General features: G+C 62.3%; 16 protein-coding genes. 6 read left to right on the plus strand and 10 right to left on the minus strand.

The window, feature by feature from the left end:
- A partial coding sequence (locus AC070A_RS30405) for an IS30 family transposase (RefSeq protein WP_494773620.1) occupies positions 1-882 on the plus strand: 882 nt, incomplete at its 5' end.
- A gap of 122 nt (positions 883-1,004) precedes the next feature.
- On the opposite strand, the gene AC070A_RS30410 is transcribed toward AC070A_RS30405, so the two are convergent.
- The gene (locus tag AC070A_RS30410; RefSeq protein ID WP_058328305.1) at positions 1,005-1,733 is read right to left on the minus strand and encodes a sulfite exporter TauE/SafE family protein; all 729 of its coding nucleotides are present in this window, start codon (positions 1,731-1,733) and stop codon (positions 1,005-1,007) included.
- 585 nt (positions 1,734-2,318) lie between these two features.
- Between AC070A_RS30410 and AC070A_RS30415 the strand changes: the two genes are divergently transcribed.
- Positions 2,319-2,741 carry a DUF4864 domain-containing protein gene (locus AC070A_RS30415; RefSeq protein ID WP_112996164.1) on the plus strand — a complete coding sequence of 141 codons (423 nt, stop codon included), beginning with the start codon at positions 2,319-2,321 and terminating at the stop codon, positions 2,739-2,741.
- A gap of 33 nt (positions 2,742-2,774) precedes the next feature.
- Here AC070A_RS30415 and tgt read toward each other — a convergent pair whose 3' ends face one another.
- The 5 genes from tgt to coaD all read right to left on the minus strand — a co-directional run bounded on the left by tgt (position 2,775) and on the right by coaD (position 6,696).
- On the minus strand, positions 2,775-3,905 hold the full coding sequence (tgt, locus tag AC070A_RS30420) for a tRNA guanosine(34) transglycosylase Tgt (protein WP_057250314.1): 1,131 nt from the start codon (positions 3,903-3,905) through the stop codon (positions 2,775-2,777).
- Positions 3,906-4,988, minus strand: coding sequence for a tRNA preQ1(34) S-adenosylmethionine ribosyltransferase-isomerase QueA (gene queA, locus AC070A_RS30425; protein ID WP_057250312.1), 1,083 nt, complete (start codon positions 4,986-4,988; stop codon positions 3,906-3,908). It abuts the gene before it with no gap.
- Between the two features lie 73 nt (positions 4,989-5,061).
- Positions 5,062-5,571, minus strand: coding sequence for a peptidylprolyl isomerase (locus AC070A_RS30430; RefSeq protein WP_057250311.1), 510 nt, complete (start codon positions 5,569-5,571; stop codon positions 5,062-5,064).
- A 22-nt stretch (positions 5,572-5,593) separates the two neighbouring features.
- On the minus strand, positions 5,594-6,166 hold the full coding sequence (locus AC070A_RS30435; protein ID WP_057250310.1) for a peptidylprolyl isomerase: 573 nt from the start codon (positions 6,164-6,166) through the stop codon (positions 5,594-5,596).
- A 35-nt stretch (positions 6,167-6,201) separates the two neighbouring features.
- Positions 6,202-6,696, minus strand: coding sequence for a pantetheine-phosphate adenylyltransferase (gene coaD, locus AC070A_RS30440; protein ID WP_058324186.1), 495 nt, complete (start codon positions 6,694-6,696; stop codon positions 6,202-6,204).
- Positions 6,697-7,056: 360 nt separating this feature from the next.
- Here coaD and AC070A_RS30445 point away from each other — a divergent pair, with 360 nt between their 5' ends.
- The gene (locus AC070A_RS30445) at positions 7,057-7,185 is read left to right on the plus strand and encodes a hypothetical protein (protein WP_255571450.1); all 129 of its coding nucleotides are present in this window, start codon (positions 7,057-7,059) and stop codon (positions 7,183-7,185) included.
- 135 nt (positions 7,186-7,320) lie between these two features.
- Here the strand turns inward: AC070A_RS30445 and AC070A_RS30450 are convergent, their stop codons facing one another.
- From AC070A_RS30450 to AC070A_RS30460, 3 genes are all read right to left on the minus strand, one after another.
- Positions 7,321-8,733: an MATE family efflux transporter gene (locus AC070A_RS30450; RefSeq protein ID WP_492384606.1), complete on the minus strand. Its 1,413-nt coding sequence runs from the start codon at positions 8,731-8,733 to the stop codon at positions 7,321-7,323.
- Between the two features lie 142 nt (positions 8,734-8,875).
- Positions 8,876-10,198 carry a TCR/Tet family MFS transporter gene (locus AC070A_RS30455; protein ID WP_113479500.1) on the minus strand — a complete coding sequence of 441 codons (1,323 nt, stop codon included), beginning with the start codon at positions 10,196-10,198 and terminating at the stop codon, positions 8,876-8,878.
- Positions 10,199-10,364: 166 nt separating this feature from the next.
- Complete coding sequence (locus AC070A_RS30460) at positions 10,365-11,273, minus strand: LysR family transcriptional regulator (RefSeq protein ID WP_113479501.1); 909 nt, start codon at positions 11,271-11,273, stop codon at positions 10,365-10,367.
- A 119-nt stretch (positions 11,274-11,392) separates the two neighbouring features.
- Between AC070A_RS30460 and AC070A_RS30465 the strand changes: the two genes are divergently transcribed.
- Positions 11,393-12,385 carry an aldo/keto reductase gene (locus AC070A_RS30465; protein ID WP_113479502.1) on the plus strand — a complete coding sequence of 331 codons (993 nt, stop codon included), beginning with the start codon at positions 11,393-11,395 and terminating at the stop codon, positions 12,383-12,385.
- 61 nt (positions 12,386-12,446) lie between these two features.
- Here AC070A_RS30465 and ypfJ read toward each other — a convergent pair whose 3' ends face one another.
- On the minus strand, positions 12,447-13,385 hold the full coding sequence (ypfJ, locus tag AC070A_RS30470) for a KPN_02809 family neutral zinc metallopeptidase (protein WP_093235850.1): 939 nt from the start codon (positions 13,383-13,385) through the stop codon (positions 12,447-12,449).
- 254 nt (positions 13,386-13,639) lie between these two features.
- On the opposite strand from ypfJ, the gene AC070A_RS30475 reads away from it, so the two are divergent.
- Together AC070A_RS30475 and carB are read left to right on the plus strand one after the other, a co-directional pair.
- A complete protein-coding gene (locus AC070A_RS30475) occupies positions 13,640-13,894 on the plus strand; it encodes a hypothetical protein (protein ID WP_110878590.1) in 255 nt (84 codons plus the stop codon).
- Between the two features lie 84 nt (positions 13,895-13,978).
- Positions 13,979-17,470, plus strand: a complete 3,492-nt coding sequence (gene carB / locus AC070A_RS30480) for a carbamoyl-phosphate synthase large subunit (protein WP_113479503.1) — start codon at positions 13,979-13,981, stop codon at positions 17,468-17,470.
- The last annotated feature ends 72 nt before the right edge of the window (positions 17,471-17,542 follow it).

Genomic DNA, 17,542 nt, shown 5'->3' on the forward strand with positions numbered 1-17,542 from the left:
TATCGTGAGATCCGGCGCAACACCTTCCACGATCGCGAGCTGCCCGACTATAGCGGCTACTTCCCAACGGTTGCTGACGAGATCCGCAAGGAGCGGCGGCAGCGTTTGAGGAAGCTTGTGCGGCACCCGCAATTGCGCGAACTGGTGATCGAGCAGTTGAAGGCGCTGTGGTCCCCGGAACAGATCGCCGGTCGTCTGCTCGCCGATGGCGTGAGCGCCGTGCGGGTCTGCACCGAGACGATCTATCGCTTCATCTACGGCAAGGAAGATCAGGCGCTGGAGCTCTATCAGCATCTGGCGGAAGGTCGCCGCAAACGCCGCTCCCGCGGCTCGAGGAAACCCCGCGACGGCACTTTTCCTGCTGCTTGCAGGATATCGCAACGTCCTGATTTCATTGGTGATCGTTCGCAGTTCGGGCATTGGGAAGGCGACTTGTTGATCTTCCAACGTGACTTGGGCAACGCCAACGTCACGTCCTTGGTTGAGCGCAAGAGCCGCTACACCGTCATGATCAAGAACCCCAGCCGGCACTCACGACCGATCATGGACAAGATCATCGAAACGTTCTCTCCCTTGCCAGCCTTTGCCCGGCAGAGCTTCACCTTTGATCGCGGCACGGAGTTCGCCGGCTTCAGGGCTTTGGAAGATGGCATCGGCGCGCGCAGCTGGTTCTGCGACCCCAGCGCGCCGTGGCAGAAAGGCGCGGTGGAGAACGCCAACAAGCGCATCCGCCGCTTCATGCCAGGCGATACCGACCTTGCAGGCGTGTCGCAACGCAAGCTCATCCAGCTTGCTCGCCATCTCAACGACCAGCCGCGAAAGTGCCTCGACTACAGAACACCGGCCGAAGTGTTCCGGGCACATTTGCAAGAGGGAGGCTGAACCCCTACCCTGAAAATCGGCGTGTTGCACTTCAGTTAGGATCTCCCCCGCAAAGTTAAAGTGTCCTGATCCTGCAAGGTTGGAATGTCACTCTCCCCGGGGTTTTGATGACCTGGGAGATTTCAGCTTGCGGCGCCCCATAGCAGGCTTGCGCCCGTGCCAAGCAAAAGCGCGTCCATAACGTGCCTGAACGTTTCAGGTGTGAGGCGAAGAAGAAACGGCTTGGCCAGCAGCGAACCAACCATCAACGATCCGCCGACCGTCAATCCCTTTGCCAGCGTGGCAAACGGCAGCGCGCCGAAACTCTGGAATGTGAGCGTCTTGGTGATGTAGATCGTCAGCGAGGCTGCGGCTTCGGTGCCAATGAAGCTCCCCTTCGTCAATCCATACCCCAGGAACACCGGAACGGATATGGGGCCGGTAGAAACAACGATACCCGTCAGGAAGCCGATGATGGCTCCGGCAAAGGCCAGGTGCCGCAAGCTCAGTTGCCGCAAATATGCGGCACACCGTCGACGCATCGGGATCATGGCCAGGAAGAAAATTCCAATGGTTGCATCCACCACGTGTGGAGGCAGAACAAGCATGGTCCGCGCGCCCAATGCCGCCGCCGGTATCCCGGTTGCTGCATAGGCCGCAACCGCGCGCCAATCGACGGAGCGCGACCATACAAGAATGCGCGAGACATTTGCCATCACCGCCGCCACCGCCATGATCGGGATCGCTTCCTTCGGGCCATAGACGTACGTCAAGATTGGCAAAAGCATGATCGAGGATCCCGTCCCGATGATGCCACTAATGACCCCGGCAACAAGACCAACGATGAGGACAAGAAGCAATTCAGGCTCCATCAGTTTCCGACCCATCGCGGATAGAATCCGAGTTTCCTGATTCTGAAAAGCGCGAACGCCACCCTCGCCGGTGGTTTGCAGAATGCCTGGCGGCGGGCTGCTCTGCGTTGCTGTCATTCCAGTTTCTTGGTGAGGCGCTCAGCAGACCCGAACTCAGTCGCCACCTTTCCCGCATGCTGAAAGCCGAGAGCGCGATAGAAGGAAACTGCATGGCCACCGGGTGTGACGCACAGCGTGTTCACGCCAGCCATTGCGGCGCGCCGCTATGAAAACGGCATCGACTTCCGCAAGACCCGCCGATATCGGCAGCATAGTGCAGAAGCCGACGACCTGAGGCCTTAAAGCTTGCGCCACTTCCAACGCCATTTTGGTGATCGGGCAGCCCTGCCCGATCAGCCAATGCTGCATATCACCAACTTATGGTATATAAAGTATATTATTCGAAATGCTTTTTAATCAATTGATTTTCATTGTAAATACCGAACGGAATTTGGATTGAATGGCGCATGCCTGGCGGGCACGACCATTTCCAAAGCGCTCGGCCATCCTATGCTCATCTTAGCTGGCTTGGATGGAGAGAACGCGATGTTCAGGACCTTTGCCATTGCCCTCGGACTGACGACCCAACTTTTCACTGCATGTGCCTCTCGCGCCGATGAACCTGTCGATACCGCACGCGCGATCATTCAGGAGCAGATCGCGGCCTTTCTGCATGATGATGCAGAAACCGCCTATTCCTTCGCCTCACCCGAGATCCGCGGCAAGTTTCCGGACAAGGCCGCCTTTTTCGACATGGTCAAGCGCGGCTACCGGCCCGTCTACCGGCCCGGCAACTTCGCCTTTGGCCGGTCGAAGGTCGTCGGCGATCAGGTCCTGCAGGAGGTGTTGATCTCGGCCCCTGATGGCAAGGACTGGACGGCAATCTACCAACTGGTGAAGCAACCGGACGGGAGCTACAAGATCAACGGCGTCATGATGCTGCAGGCAGCACCGGGGCCGGCGATCTAGGCCCTGCACAAAGCGCCAAGCGTCCTCCAACCGTCAGACCGGCGGAAGGTCCCCTCGCCGCCAGGTTTCCTGGGTTTCCGCCATGAAGTCGGCGAAGCGACCTTCGTCGATCGCCAGACGGATGCCGGCCATGAGCTCCTGGTAATAGGCCAGGTTATTCCAGCTCAAGAGCATGCCGCCGAGCGACTCGTTCGAACGGATCAAGTGATGCAGATAGGCGCGCGAATAGTCGCGCGCCGCCGGGCACGAGGATTCTTCGTCGAGTGGGCGCATGTCTTCGGCGTGCCGCGCATTGCGCAGGTTGATGCGGCCATGACGCGTGAACGCGAGGCCATGGCGCCCCGAGCGGGTCGGCATCACGCAGTCGAACATGTCGATGCCCTCGGCCACCGACCGCAGGATATCATCGGGCGTGCCGACCCCCATGAGGTAACGCGGCTTGTCCACCGGCATGATCGGGCAGGTAATGTCGAGCATGCGCAGCATCACTTCCTGCGGCTCGCCGACGGCCAGACCGCCGACAGCGTAGCCCTTGAGATCGAGCCCCTTCAGCGCCTCGGCCGAGCGTTCGCGCAGCTTTGGAATGTCGCCGCCCTGCACGATACCGAACATCGCCTTGCCTGGCTGGTCGCCGAAGGCCACCTTGCAACGCTCTGCCCAGCGCAGCGACATTTCCATCGCGCGCTCGATTTCCTTGGGCTCGGCCGGCAGCGCCACGCATTCGTCGAGCTGCATCTGGATATCGCTGTCGAGCAGGCCCTGGATCTCGATCGAGCGTTCCGGCGACATGTGGAAGAGCGCGCCGTCGACATGGCTCTTGAAAGTGACGCCCTGCTCGTCGAGCTTGCGAAGGCCCGCAAGCGACATGACCTGGAAGCCGCCGCTGTCTGTGAGGATCGGTCCCTGCCAACGGATCAGGCCGTGCAGACCGCCGAGCCGTGCGACGCGCTCGGCGCCGGGGCGTAGCATCAGGTGGTAGGTATTGCCGAGAATGATGTCGGCGCCGAGATCCTTCACCTGGTCGAGATACATCGCCTTGACCGTGCCGACCGTGCCAACCGGCATGAAGGCCGGCGTGCGGATCGTGCCGCGCGGCATGGACACTTCGCCGCGACGGGCCTTGCCGTCGGTCTTGTGAAGCTTGAACTGGAAGGTCTCGGTCATCTAGTCTTTCCGGAAAAGCAGGCTGGCGTCGCCATAGGAATAGAAGCGGTAGCCGGTTTCGATCGCATGTGCGTAAGCCGCGCGCATAGTTTCCAGGCCTGAGAAGGCCGAAACCAGCATGAACAGCGTCGATTTCGGCAGATGGAAATTGGTCATCAGCATGTCGACGGCGCGAAAGCGGTAGCCGGGCGTGATGAAGATGCCGGTCGGCCCGGACCACGGCTTGACGATACCCTCTGCCGAGGTCGCGCTTTCGATCAGCCGGAGCGAAGTCGTGCCGACGCAGACGATGCGGCCACCCCTCGCCTTCACGGCGTTCAGCCGCTCGGCGGTGCGGGCGTCGACGTGGCCGATCTCCTGGTGCATCACATGGTCGTCGGTGTCGTCGGCCTTGACCGGCAGGAACGTGCCCGCCCCGACATGCAGCGTCACAAAATGCCGTTCGATGCCGGCCTCGTCGAGCTTGGTGAAGAGACGGTCGGTGAAGTGCAGTCCGGCGGTGGGCGCGGCTACGGCGCCCTCCTCCCGGGCATACATCGTCTGGTAATCGGCGCGATCCTGGGCGTCCTCGGCGCGCTTGGAGGCGATGTAGGGCGGCAGGGGAATGTGGCCGACCGCCATGATCGCCTCGTCGAGCGACGGGCCCGAGAGGTCGAAGCGCAGCGTCACCTCGCCGGCATCGCCCTTTTCCTCGACCGTCGCGTCGAGTGTGCCCAGCAGGCAACTCGAACCGCCATGGCCGAAGGCGATGCGGTCGCCGACCTTGAGGCGCCGCGCCGGGCGGGCAAAAGCCTTCCAGCAATCGGGTGCCGTGCGCATGTGCAGCGTCAGCGAAACCGGTGTGGTGATCTCCTCGCCGCGGCGGCGGATGCCTTCCAGTTGCGCCGGGATCACCTTGGTGTCGTTGAAGACCAGTGCGTCGCCTTCCCTGAGGAACGACGGCAGATCGAGCACACCCTTGTCGGACAGAACTTCCGCGCCATCAGGGCGAACGACAAGCATGCGGGCGCTGTCGCGCGGGCTTGCGGGCCGAAGCGCAATCGAGGTTTCCGGAAGGTCGAAGTCGAACAGGTCTACGCGCATTTTTATCTTCAGACAAAAGCAAACCCGCCCCGGCGCAGTTGGCGACCGGGGCGGGTCCGTGCATTAGCGCAAATCAGGCGTCTGCGGCAACCCGCATCGTGACGATCGAGTCGGGATCGCGCACCGGTTCGCCGCGCTTGATCTTGTCGACATTGTCCATGCCTTCGATGACCTGGCCCCAAACGGAGTACTGCTTGTTGAGCCAGGGGGCATCGGTGAAGCAGATGAAGAACTGCGAGTTTGCCGAGTTCGGCATCTGGCTGCGGGCCATCGAGCAGGTGCCGCGAACGTGGCTGACGTTCGAGAATTCGGCCTTCAGATCCGGCTTGGAGGAGCCGCCCATGCCGGCACGCGCCGGGTTGAAGTGCTCGCCGCCGGTCTTGCCGTACTGAACGTCGCCGGTCTGCGCCATGAAGTCCTCGATCACGCGGTGGAATACCACGCCGTCATAGGCACCTTCGCGAGCCAGTTCCTTGATGCGGGCGACATGACCCGGAGCGACGTCAGGCAGAAGCTCGATGACGATCTTGCCCTTGGTGGTCTCCATGATGATCGTGTTTTCCGGATCCTTGATCTCGGCCATGGGTTTTCTCCTTCTGTTGACTTTACTTGCCGACCTTGACGTTGATCATGCGGTCGGGATCGGTGACGGAGCCGTTGTTGGCATCGTCGCCGAGCTTGATCTTGTCGACGTTCTCCATACCCGAAACGACCTTGCCGACGACCGTGTATTGGCCGTTCAGGAAGTCGCCCGGTGCGAACATGATGAAGAACTGCGAGTTGGCGCTGTTCGGATCCTGCGAGCGCGCCATGCCGACCGTGCCGCGTTCGAACGGAACGTCGGAGAACTCGGCCGGCAGATCCGGCTTCGACGAGCCGCCGGTGCCGGCAGCCTGTGGCTGGTAGCCGTTTTCCATATCGCCATACTGCACGTCGCCGGTCTGGGCCATGAAGCCCTTGATTACGCGATGGAAGGCAACGTTGTCATACTCGCCGGCGGCGGCAAGCGCCTTGATCTGCTCGACATGCTTCGGGGCAATGTCCGGACGCAGTTCAACGACGACCGGCCCATCCTTGAGCGTGATCGTGATGAAGTTGTCGGCCGATTGTGCGATCGCCGTTCCCGTCCAGGAGGCAAGCGCAAGGGCGCCGGCAAAAGCGAGGTGGAGGATTTTCATGGTTTCTCCCTGCGTGGTGTAAAGAGGGCCGCGCCTCAAGCGCGGCGTTTGGCCTGCAGTGCTTGGTAAACTGCCGCGGGCACGAAGGCGCTGACGTCACCGCCCATGGCGGCGATCTGGCGGACCAATGTGGCCGTAATGGGCCGCGATGCCGTGCCTGCGGGCAAGAATAGCGTCTGGATGTCGGGGGCCATCTGCCGGTTCATGCCGGCCATCTGCATCTCGTAGTCGAGGTCCGTGCCGTCGCGAAGCCCGCGCACAAGCAGTTTCGCGCCGCGCTCGCGCGCCGCGTCGACGACCAGATTGTCGAAGGCGACGACGTCGATATCGCCGACCCGGTCGGGCAGGAATTCCTGAAGCGAGCGACGGATGAGTTCGGCGCGTTCGTCAAAGGTAAACAGCGGCGCCTTCCCCGGGTGGATGCCGATTGCGACGATGACCTTCGCCGCCACATTCAGCGCCTGCACGAGTACGTCGAGGTGGCCGTTCGTCATCGGATCGAAGGAGCCGGGATAAAATGCCGTGGTCATCGCACCTGTTTCCGTTTGGTGAAGCCTTTTGTCACGGACGGCGACGGATCGCAAGAGTTGTGCCGATGGCTAGAGCTGTTCCCTGGGAAACAGCGGGACAGAAAGAATGAATGCTAAATGAATGCCATGTTCAACGGTGCTTCACACGCGGAACGCTAGTGTAAGCGCAGTAAACAACGGAACTTTTCGAACGTACTGCCGTTTAGGATGCGAAAGGATTACGGCTATGGGACTTGCTCTGTTTTCGATGGCGATGTTTTTCGCGATGCTGTTTGCGACGATACATGGACTTCGCAATGAGTCCCGTGCCCGGCGCGAGCAATTCGTGACCCAGAAGATCTTCCGTTGATGGAGGGCGTCATGGCCACCCTGTTCATGATCGCGGCAGCGGTCATCAGTTTCGTTTTTTTGATCGATTTTGCCCGGACGATACGCGACCTCCAGCGCGATCGCCAGGGTTCGGAGCGGCTTGACGGTTTCAACGTTTAGCGGTTTCGAGGCTTCGGAATCGAAGCTTGGTAGTAGGCGACGCCGTTCCCTTCCCCTGAGGCGGTCGCCATTGTAAGCCGGACGGCATCCCCTGCCCGTCCGGCTTTTTCTTTGCCCGCAGCCTGGAGCCTATCGCTAAATCGCGGTGTGCCTCGGGGGCGTGGTCGAAATCGCGCCGATCATCCGGAAGAAGCGCCAGTTCAAAAGCACGGCGGCTGCCGCGAGCCCGAGGACGAAGCCGAACCAGACGCCCATGCCGCCGAAGTTGAACGGAAAGGCGAAGGCCCAGGCGCAGACGAAGCCGATCGGCCAATAGGAGATCAACGCCAGCAGCATCGGCACCTTTGTGTCCTTCAACCCGCGCAGCATGCCGGCGGCGATCGCCTGCATGCCGTCGACGAGCTGGAAGGCGCCGGCAATGACGATGAGCGGCGCGGCGAAGGCCAGTACTGCCGCGGCATCCGGGCGGTTGGTGTCGAGATAAAGGGCGGCGAGATGGCTCGGGAACAGGGCAAAGATCGCGCTCCCGACGACGGCAAAGCCCGCACCGAGCACGAGTGATGCAACCGCCGCGCGCCGGACGCCCAGCATGTCGTTTCGGCCGTAGGCAAGGCCGACACGCACCGTGGCGGCTTGCGCGAGCCCGAGCGGGATCATGAAGGCGAGTGAGGCGAACTGCAGGGCGATGCCGTGCGCGGCAAGTTCAATCGTGCCGATCGTGCCCATCAGCAGCGAAGCGACGGTGAAGAGGCTCACTTCGGCAAGGATCGTCAGCGAGATCGGAATGCCGAGAGACACGACCTCCCAGAACGCCGTCCAGTCAGGCCGCCAGAATCGGACGAACAGTTCGTACTGGTTGAGCTCAGGCTTGCTCTTGATGTAGCCGATCGTCAGCGCCGCGCCGAGCAACGCAACGCCGAGCGCCGCTACCGCTGCACCGAAGATGCCGAGCTGCGGGAAGCCGAAATGGCCGAAGATCAGCACGTAACAAAGAGCGGCATTGAGTACGAGAGTCGCCAGCGTCACGCAGAGAATGATTCCTGCCCGCTCGAGGCCGCTCAAGAAGGCTCTGAGCACCATGAAAATCAGGCCGGGAAAGATCGCCCACTGGGCGATGCGGATGTATTCCCCTGCAAGGGCTGCGACCTCGGGTTGCTGACCGGCGAAAAGCAGGATCGGTTCGGCCATCCAGAGCACCGGCGCCGTCAGCACCCCGTAGAGCAGCACGACCCACATGCCCATGCGCACGGAGCGGCGCACCGAAACCTTGTCGCCTCGACCAACGGCTTGGGCTGCCATCGGAACCACCGCGTTGGCAAAGCCGTTCCCGAAAACATAGACGGTGAAATACATCTGCGTCGCAAGAATGATCGCCGCGAGTTCGGTGGCGCCGAGCTTGCCCACCATCAGGACGTCCGTCGTGTTGATCGCGAGCTGGGCGAGCTGGGCGCCGATAAAGGGCACGCCGAGATAGAAGCTCGCGCGATAATGCATCCGCCAGGAGTTGTCGGTCGTCAACGGCTTCGGGCTCGCATTCGCGGTCAGCATGGCAGATTCCTGGCGGTCGATGCGGCCTCGGCCGCAACTAAAGGTCGGAGGGAGGAAAACCGGAGATAGAATACCCCCGGGCAAAGAGCCAGCCGCAAGGGCGAGGTTGCTCAAACTTTCATCGATAGATCACGAAAATTGATCAATTTCCGTGCATTCTTGGCTGTTCGATCCCTTCAGCCTCTTCCGCTGCTGCAACCGCAGCCGCAGCCGGCTCGATAGCCTCCTCCAGCCCTTGCGGTCCTACCGCCCTGCTTCTGGGTATCTTCAACAGGAACACGACGAGCGCGCCGACGAGGAAGCAACTCGCGAGCGCATAGGGCGCACCGGCGAAGGCGACGGGAGCGCTGGGGCTGGTGAAATAGCCGAATGCCTGGGTGAAGATCAGCGGGCCGATGATCGTGGTGATGCTGCCGATGCTGGTCAGCGCGCCCTGAAGCTCTCCCTGTGCCGATGGCGGCACGTGGGCGGCAGCGATACTGCGCAAGGGCGGATCTGCGAGGCTTTCGAGCGCGGTTGCGATGATCACCGCATAGATCATCCACCCCTGCCAGGCACCGGCATAGCCAATGGCGCCAAGGGTGGTGAAGGTCAGTCCCAGCACCGCCGTCCGCCACTCGCCAAGCCGTGGCACGACGCGCGGCAGGATGACGGCCATGACGAACGCGCCGCCGATGCCGAAGATACCGAGAGATAGCCCGATCTGCCCCTCGCTCCAGCCATAGCGGTAGTTGGATACGAAGGACCAGACCGCCGGATAGACGGAGTGGGCGAGCCAGAAGAGAAAGAAGACGAGCCCAACCCAGCCGATGCCTGGGTAGTTGCGCATCTGCTTGAGGGCGCCGAGCGGATTGGCGCGCTTCCACTCGAAGCGACGGCGATTGGCGCGATCCAGCGTCTCGGGCAGCAGAAATACGCCGAGAATGAAATTGACGAAGGAGAGCGCCGCGGCACCGTAGAACGGCACGCGTGGCCCCAATTCGCCGAGCAGACCGCCAAGCACCGGGCCGAGGGCGAAGCCGGTCCCGAAGGCGATGCCGATCAGCCCAAAATTCTTGGCGCGGTTTCCGTCATGGCTGATGTCGGCGATATAGGCCGATGCGGTGCCGAAACTTGCACCGCTGATGCCGGCGAGCACACGGCCGATGAACAGCATCCAATAGCTGGTGGCGAGCGCACAGATCAGATTGTCGAGTGCGAAGGTGAAGACCGATGCGAGCAGCACCGGACGGCGGCCGAATCGGTCGCTGAGGTTGCCGATCAGCGGGGCGAAGAGAAACTGCATCGCCGCATAGACGAGCAGCAGCCAACCACCGTCGATTGCCGCTTCGCTGATATCGGAGCCGGTCAGTTCCTCCAGATAGGTCGGCAGCACCGGAACGATGATCGCAATGCCGATGATATCGAGGAACAGGATGAGAAAAACGAGGAACAGACCGCGTCGCACAAACTTCTCGTCGCGCATGCGATCCCTCCCCCAGGCGGCCTCCCCCTGGAATCGGGACAGAACGTGAACAACGCTACCAATTTAGGTGTAACGGATCATTTCGCGCGAAACAATCCGTGAACGTCTCAAATTATCTGATGGGACTATCGCAATGGTTGATGTGACGGGTGACGTGCAGCCGTCTTCACCCGTTGTCCCGCCGCTGTTCAAGCTTCAAGAAATCCACGAAGGCGCGCAGCGGCGTCGGCATATGCCTGCGGCTCGCATAGTACAGAAACGGTCCGGAAAAACTCGTCGTCCAGTCTTCAAGAATGGGCACGAGCCGCCCTGCCGCAATCGCGGGGGCGACGAATTCCTCGAAGGTCCGGATGATGCCAAGCCCGTCAAGGGCAGCGCCGAGCTCGAGGTCGATCGTATTGGCTGTCACAACGGCAGGCGGTGCGATCGTCAGCGCCACGTCGCCTTCGCCGAACTCCCAGGGAAGAGAAATGCCGCTGGCGAAACGGTGGCGAATACAGCCATGGTCAAGCAGATCGCGTGGATGTTGGGGCACGCCGTGCCTGGCGAGATAATCCGGTGCCGCGGCGGTGACATAGCGTTGCCGGCTTGGCCCGATCGGTATGGCGATCATGTCGCGCTCGACCCGTTCCTCATAGCGAACGCCGGCGTCGAATCCGGCCGCCAGAACGTCGACGAACCCATCTTCCGCCGTCACTTCCAAGGAGATTGCCGGATGCTCGCGCAGGAAGCGGCCGACGATCGATGGTAATATTTCGCGGGCAACGATGGTCGGGACATTCAGTTTCAGCGTTCCCGCCGGGCTGTCGCGCATTTCGTTGACCTGATCGAGCGCGCCGGCAATCTCGCCGAGCGCCGGTGTCAGCCGATCGAGCAACCGCATGCCCGCCTCCGTCAGTGTCACGCTGCGGGTCGTGCGGTTGAGCAGGCGCACTTGCAGCTTGGCTTCGAGCCGTCGCAGCGCCTCGCTCAGCGACGACGCGGAAACGCCGCGCTTCTTGGCAGCGGCGCGGAAGCTGCGCGTCGCGGCAACGGCGGTAAAGGCATCGAGATCTGCAAGCGGCAGGTCGTTCATTGTGCGGAATTTCGTACAAGTCGTTCGATTGAGGTCGGATTATCGCACGACGCCAAAGGAAGTAAACAAGAGACCGATCAACGGCCGGCGGATTTCGGCCATGTCGAAGGAGAACGAGAATGGATTACGTTTCACTCGGAAAGACCGGCCCCTCGGTGTCGGCGCTCGGACTCGGCTGCATGGGCATGTCCGGCATGTACGGCCCGGCCGACCGTGCCGAAAGCATCGCCACCATCCACGCCGCGCTGGAGGCCGGCATCACGCTGCTCGATACCGGTGACTTCTATGGTATGGGCCACAACGAGATGCTGATCGGCGAGGCGCTGAAGGGCGGTAGGCGCGACAAGGCGCTGTTGAGTGTGAAGTTCGGCGCATTGCGCGATGCTGCGGGCAACTGGGCTGGCTATGATTGCCGGCCGAAGGCGGTTCGCAACTTTCTCGCCTATACGCTGCAGCGGCTTGGCGTCGATCATATCGACATCTATCGTCCCTCAAGGCTCGATCCCGACGTTCCGATCGAAGATACCATTGGTGCGATCGCTGACATGGTGAAGGCTGGATATGTCCGCCATATCGGCCTCTCCGAGGTTGGGCCCGAGACCATCCGCCGCGCCGCTGCCGTCCACCCGATCTCGGATCTGCAGATCGAGTATTCGCTGATTTCACGCGGCATAGAGAGCGAGATCCTGCCGACCTGCCGCGCTCTCGGTATCGGCGTCACCGCCTATGGCGTGCTGTCACGCGGCCTGATCAGTGGCCACTGGCAGAAAGGCGCGGCCGGCAAGGGCGATTTCCGCGCCATGAGCCCGCGGTTCCAGGAGGGCAACATCGACAAGAACCTCGCCCTCGTCGAAGCGCTGAGGCAGGTCGCTGAAGAGAAGGGCGTTTCGGTGGCGCAGATCGCGATTGCCTGGGTAGCCGCCCAGGGCAAGGACATCGTGCCGTTGATCGGTGCACGCCGGCGCGACCGCTTGGCGGAAGCCCTCGCGTCGCGCGATGTCGATCTCAGTGCCGGCGATCTGGCGGTGATCGAACAGGCGGTTCCGAAAGATGCCGCCGCGGGCGCCCGCTATCCCGAGGCCCAACTCGCCCATATGGACAGCGAACGCTGACCCGACAAACGAAAGGGCCGGCAATCGTGCCGGCCCTGACGGTTTTCTTGTATAGAAGCGGCTAGACGGCGCCCGAGAAAGTATCGCAGGCCGACATCTTGCCGCTGTCGAAGCCACGCTTGAACCAGCGCATGCGCTGTTCGGAGGTGCCGTGGTTGAAGCTCTCCGGAACGACGTAGCCCTGCATCCGCTTCTGCAGCGTGTCGTCGCCGATCTGGGTGGCGGCGTTCAGCGCCTCTTCGAGGTCGCCTTGCGAGAGCAGGCCCTTCTGCTCGGTAAATTTGCCCCAGACGCCGGCGAAGCAATCGGCCTGCAGTTCGACACGAACCGACATCTGATTGGCTTCGGTTTCGCTCATCGACTGGCGCATCTGGTTGAATTTCGGCAAGACGCCGATCAGGTTCTGGACGTGGTGGCCGACCTCGTGCGCAACCACATAGGCCTGGGCGAAGTCGCCGGATGCATCGAACTTCTGGGCGAGTTCATCGAAGAAGCTCATGTCGAGATAGACCTTGTGGTCTCCCGGGCAATAGAACGGTCCGGAGGCGGCAGACGCGAAGCCGCAGGCGGAGCGCACCTGGCCGCGGAAGAGCACCATCTTGGGCTCTTCGTACTGTTTGCCGCTCGCCTGGAAAATGCCGTTCCAGGTATCCTCGGTCTCGGCGAGCACGGTCGCCATGAAAGACTTCATTTCCTCTTCCTGGGCCGAACCGCGCGGTGCCGGCGAGCCGTCACTCTGCTCGAAACCGGGCAACTGTACCTGACCGCCGCCACCTTCCAGCACCTGCAGCATGTCGATGCCCATGGCCTTGAGGATAAAGTAGAGGATGACGAGGAAGATGATCGTTCCGAAGCTCATGCCGCCGCCGGCGCGCCGCATACCGCCTCCGCCGCCCGGCATGCGGAAACCACCGCCGCGCCCGAACGGATTGCCGCCACCCGGGCTCGCGCCGCGCTGGTCTTCGATGTTTTCGGATTGGCGGCGGCCTTTCCATTCCATGATCTGTCCTCCCAGCCTCTGTAAAAAGGGCGTTGTCGGTTTGCTCTTTTATAAGATGCGCCCAACGTCGTTGTAAAACGCAATCGCCGCCCGTAAGTTCGCGATCTGGCCAAACTTTTTGCTGCGGCTGCTAGCTCCCGCTACGGATATCGGCAGCGAAAACTCCGCCGGCTGAAGTCTGCTCCGCTCTCCTTGACGTAAAGCCGCTTTGCCGCTCCTAAGCCACCCGCAGAGCGGGACGAGGCGGAGCCTTCGTGAAGGCGTTGCGGCTTGAAGGAATCGGTCGCCTCGGCGTGGAAGAAGTGCACAAACCCCTGCCCGATCCGCACGACCTGCTCGTCCGGGTCGAAGCCGCCAGTGCGCGCCGTCGGCGCCTAACGCTTTGGCGCGGTTTTAGTGCCGCCGAGCGAGCGATAAAGCAGAGGACGCGCAAATATGCCGGCTTCTTGTCGATTCCGGTATTTTCGGGGTTTCGCTTGCAGATACATTTGCCTATAAGCCGCTTCTAGCCTGAAAAGACCATCAATGCGTGCCCGGCCGGTGACCTCCCACTTTGGCCGGTTTTTCGCGCAGCTAGAAACGGATGACCGACCATGCCGAAGCGCCAAGATATCAAGTCCATTCTTATCATCGGCGCGGGGCCGATCGTCATCGGTCAGGCATGCGAATTCGACTATTCCGGCACCCAGGCCTGTAAGGCGCTGAAGGAGGAAGGCTACCGCGTCATCCTCGTCAACTCCAACCCGGCGACGATCATGACCGATCCGGGCCTCGCCGACGCGACCTATGTCGAGCCGATCACCCCGGAAGTCGTCGCCAAGATCATCGCCAAGGAGCGCCCGGATGCGCTGCTCCCGACCATGGGCGGCCAGACCGCGCTCAACACCGCACTGTCGCTGCGCCGCATGGGTGTTCTCGACCGCTACAATGTCGAGATGATCGGCGCCAAGCCCGACGCGATCGACAAGGCCGAGGACCGTGCACTCTTCCGCGAGGCGATGGCGAAGATCGGCCTGGAGACGCCGAAGTCGCGGCTGGCGAACGCCACCGACATCAAGGACCACGACCGCAAGGTTCATGAGGCCGAGCGCGCCGAACTGAAGGGCCGACTGTCCGGCCCGGACCTCGACAAGGCGCTCGACGAGCTGGAGAACCAGTGGAACCTCGGTGAAGGCGACCGCAAGCAGCGCTATCTGAACCATGCGATGGCGATCGCCGCGCAGGCGCTCGACGATGTCGGCCTGCCCGCGATCATCCGCCCGTCCTTCACGCTCGGCGGCACCGGTGGCGGTATCGCCTATAACCGCACGGAATTCTTCGACATCGTCGGCAGTGGCCTCGACGCGTCGCCCACCACCGAAGTGCTGATCGAAGAATCGGTTCTCGGCTGGAAGGAATACGAGATGGAAGTGGTCCGCGACACGGCGGACAACTGCATCATCATCTGCTCGATCGAAAACATCGACCCGATGGGCGTGCACACCGGTGATTCGATCACCGTCGCGCCGGCGCTGACGCTGACCGACAAGGAATACCAGATCATGCGCAACGCCTCGATCGCGGTTCTGCGCGAGATCGGCGTCGAGACCGGCGGCTCGAACGTGCAGTTTGCCGTCAACCCGAAGGACGGCCGTCTCGTCGTCATCGAAATGAACCCGCGCGTATCGCGCTCCTCGGCGCTCGCCTCCAAGGCGACCGGCTTCCCGATCGCAAAGATCGCGGCGAAGCTCGCCATCGGCTACACGCTGGACGAACTCGACAACGACATCACCGGCGGCGCGACGCCGGCCTCCTTCGAGCCCTCGATCGACTACGTCGTCACCAAAATCCCGCGCTTCGCCTTCGAGAAGTTCCCGGGCGCCTCGCCGGTCCTGACCACCGCGATGAAGTCGGTCGGCGAAGTCATGGCGATCGGCCGCACCTTTGCCGAATCGCTGCAGAAGGCGCTGCGTGGCCTTGAGACCGGCCTCACCGGCCTCGACGAAATCGAAATCCCCGACATGGACGACAACGGCGATGGCCGCAACGCCATCCGCGCCGCGATCGGCACGCCGACGCCGGACCGGCTGCGTATGGTCGCCCAGGCGCTCCGCCTCGGCATGAGCGAGGCGGATGTTCACGAGGCGAGCAAGATCGATCCGTGGTTCATCGCCCAGTTCAAGGCGATCGTCGACATGGAGGCACGCATCCGCGAGCACGGCCTGCCCCAGGATGCCGAGAACCTGCGCATGCTGAAGGCCATGGGCTTCTCCGATGCGCGCCTCGCCACGCTCGGCGGCAAGCGCCCGAAGGAAGTGGCCGAACTGCGCAACGCGCTGAATGTTCGCCCGGTCTACAAGCGCATCGATACCTGCGCCGCCGAATTCGCCTCGCCGACCGCTTACATGTACTCGACCTACGAAACGCCCTTCGTCGGTGCCGCCCGGTCGGAAGCTGGGGTTTCCGACCGCAAGAAGGTCGTTATCCTTGGTGGTGGTCCGAACCGTATCGGCCAGGGCATCGAGTTCGACTACTGCTGCTGCCACGCGGCCTTCGCGCTGAAGGATGCCGGCTACGAAGCGATCATGATCAACTGCAACCCGGAGACGGTTTCGACCGACTACGACACCTCCGATCGCCTCTATTTCGAGCCGCTGACGGCCGAAGACGTGATCGAGATCATGCGCGCCGAACAGGAAAAGGGCGAACTTGTCGGCGTCATCGTGCAGTTCGGCGGCCAGACGCCGCTGAAGCTCGCCGAAGCGCTGGAAAAGAACGGTATCCCGATCCTCGGCACAGCACCCGACATGATCGACCTTGCCGAGGACCGCGACCGCTTCCAGAAGTTGCTGATGAAGCTCGACCTCAACCAGCCGCGCAACGGCATCGCCTACTCGGTCGAGCAGGCCCGCCTCGTCGCTGCCGAGATTGGCTTCCCGCTGGTCGTGCGCCCGTCCTACGTTCTTGGCGGCCGCGCCATGCAGATCATCCATTCGGAAAGCATGCTGCAGTCCTACCTGCTCGACACGGTTCCGGGCCTGGTTCCGGAAGACATCAAGCAGCGCTACCCGAACGACAAGACCGGCCAGATCAACACGCTGCTCGGCAAGAACCCGCTGCTGTTCGACAGCTATCTGACGAATGCCACGGAAGTGGACGTCGACTGCCTGTGCGACGGAAAGGACGTTTTCGTCTCGGGCATCATGGAGCACATCGAGGAAGCCGGCATCCACTCGGGCGACAGCGCCTGCTCGCTGCCGGTGCATACGCTCGACACGGCCATGGTCGACGAACTCGAACGCCAGACGGCAGCGCTTGCCAAGGCGCTCAATGTCGGCGGCCTGATGAACGTGCAGTTCGCCATCAAGGACGGCACGATCTACGTGCTTGAAGTCAACCCGCGCGCATCGCGTACCGTGCCCTTCGTCGCGAAGACGATCGGCGCGCCGATCGCCAAGATCGCAGCCCGCGTGATGGCCGGCGAAACGCTCGACGTCGCGATCGCCGCCTATGGCGAGAAGCCGGATCCGCGCAACCTGAAGCACATTGCGGTGAAGGAAGCGGTCTTCCCCTTCGCCCGCTTCCCCGGCGTCGACACGCTGCTCGGTCCGGAAATGCGCTCGACCGGCGAAGTCATCGGTCTCGACACCGACTATGCGCTGGCCTTCGCCAAGTCGCAGCTCGGCGCCGGCGTCGACCTGCCGCGCGATGGAACGGTGTTCGTTTCGGTGCGCGACGAGGACAAGACCCGGGTTCTTCCGGCGATCCGCATTCTCGTCGATATCGGCTTCAAGGTCATGGCCACGGCCGGCACCGCGCGTTTCCTCGGTGAAAACGGCATTGCCGCCACCAAGGTCAACAAGGTCCAGGAAGGCCGGCCGCACGTCGAAGACGCGATCCGCAACCGTCACGTCCAGCTCGTCATCAACACGACCGACGGCAACAAGGCGATCTCGGACTCCAAGTCGCTTCGCCGCGCGACGCTGATGCAGAAGGTGCCCTACTACACCACCATGGCCGGCGCGGAAGCGGCAGCCCATGCGATCAAGGCGCTGAAGGCCGGCAGCCTCGAAGTGCGTCCGCTGCAGAGCTATTTCAAGGCCTGATACGACGAGCGGCGCGCGACAATCTCGCGCGCCGTTTTCGCTCCCCGCGAAACGATCGTCCGTGTGGGATGC

The organism is Ensifer sp. GW101-20A05, assembly GCF_059424735.1.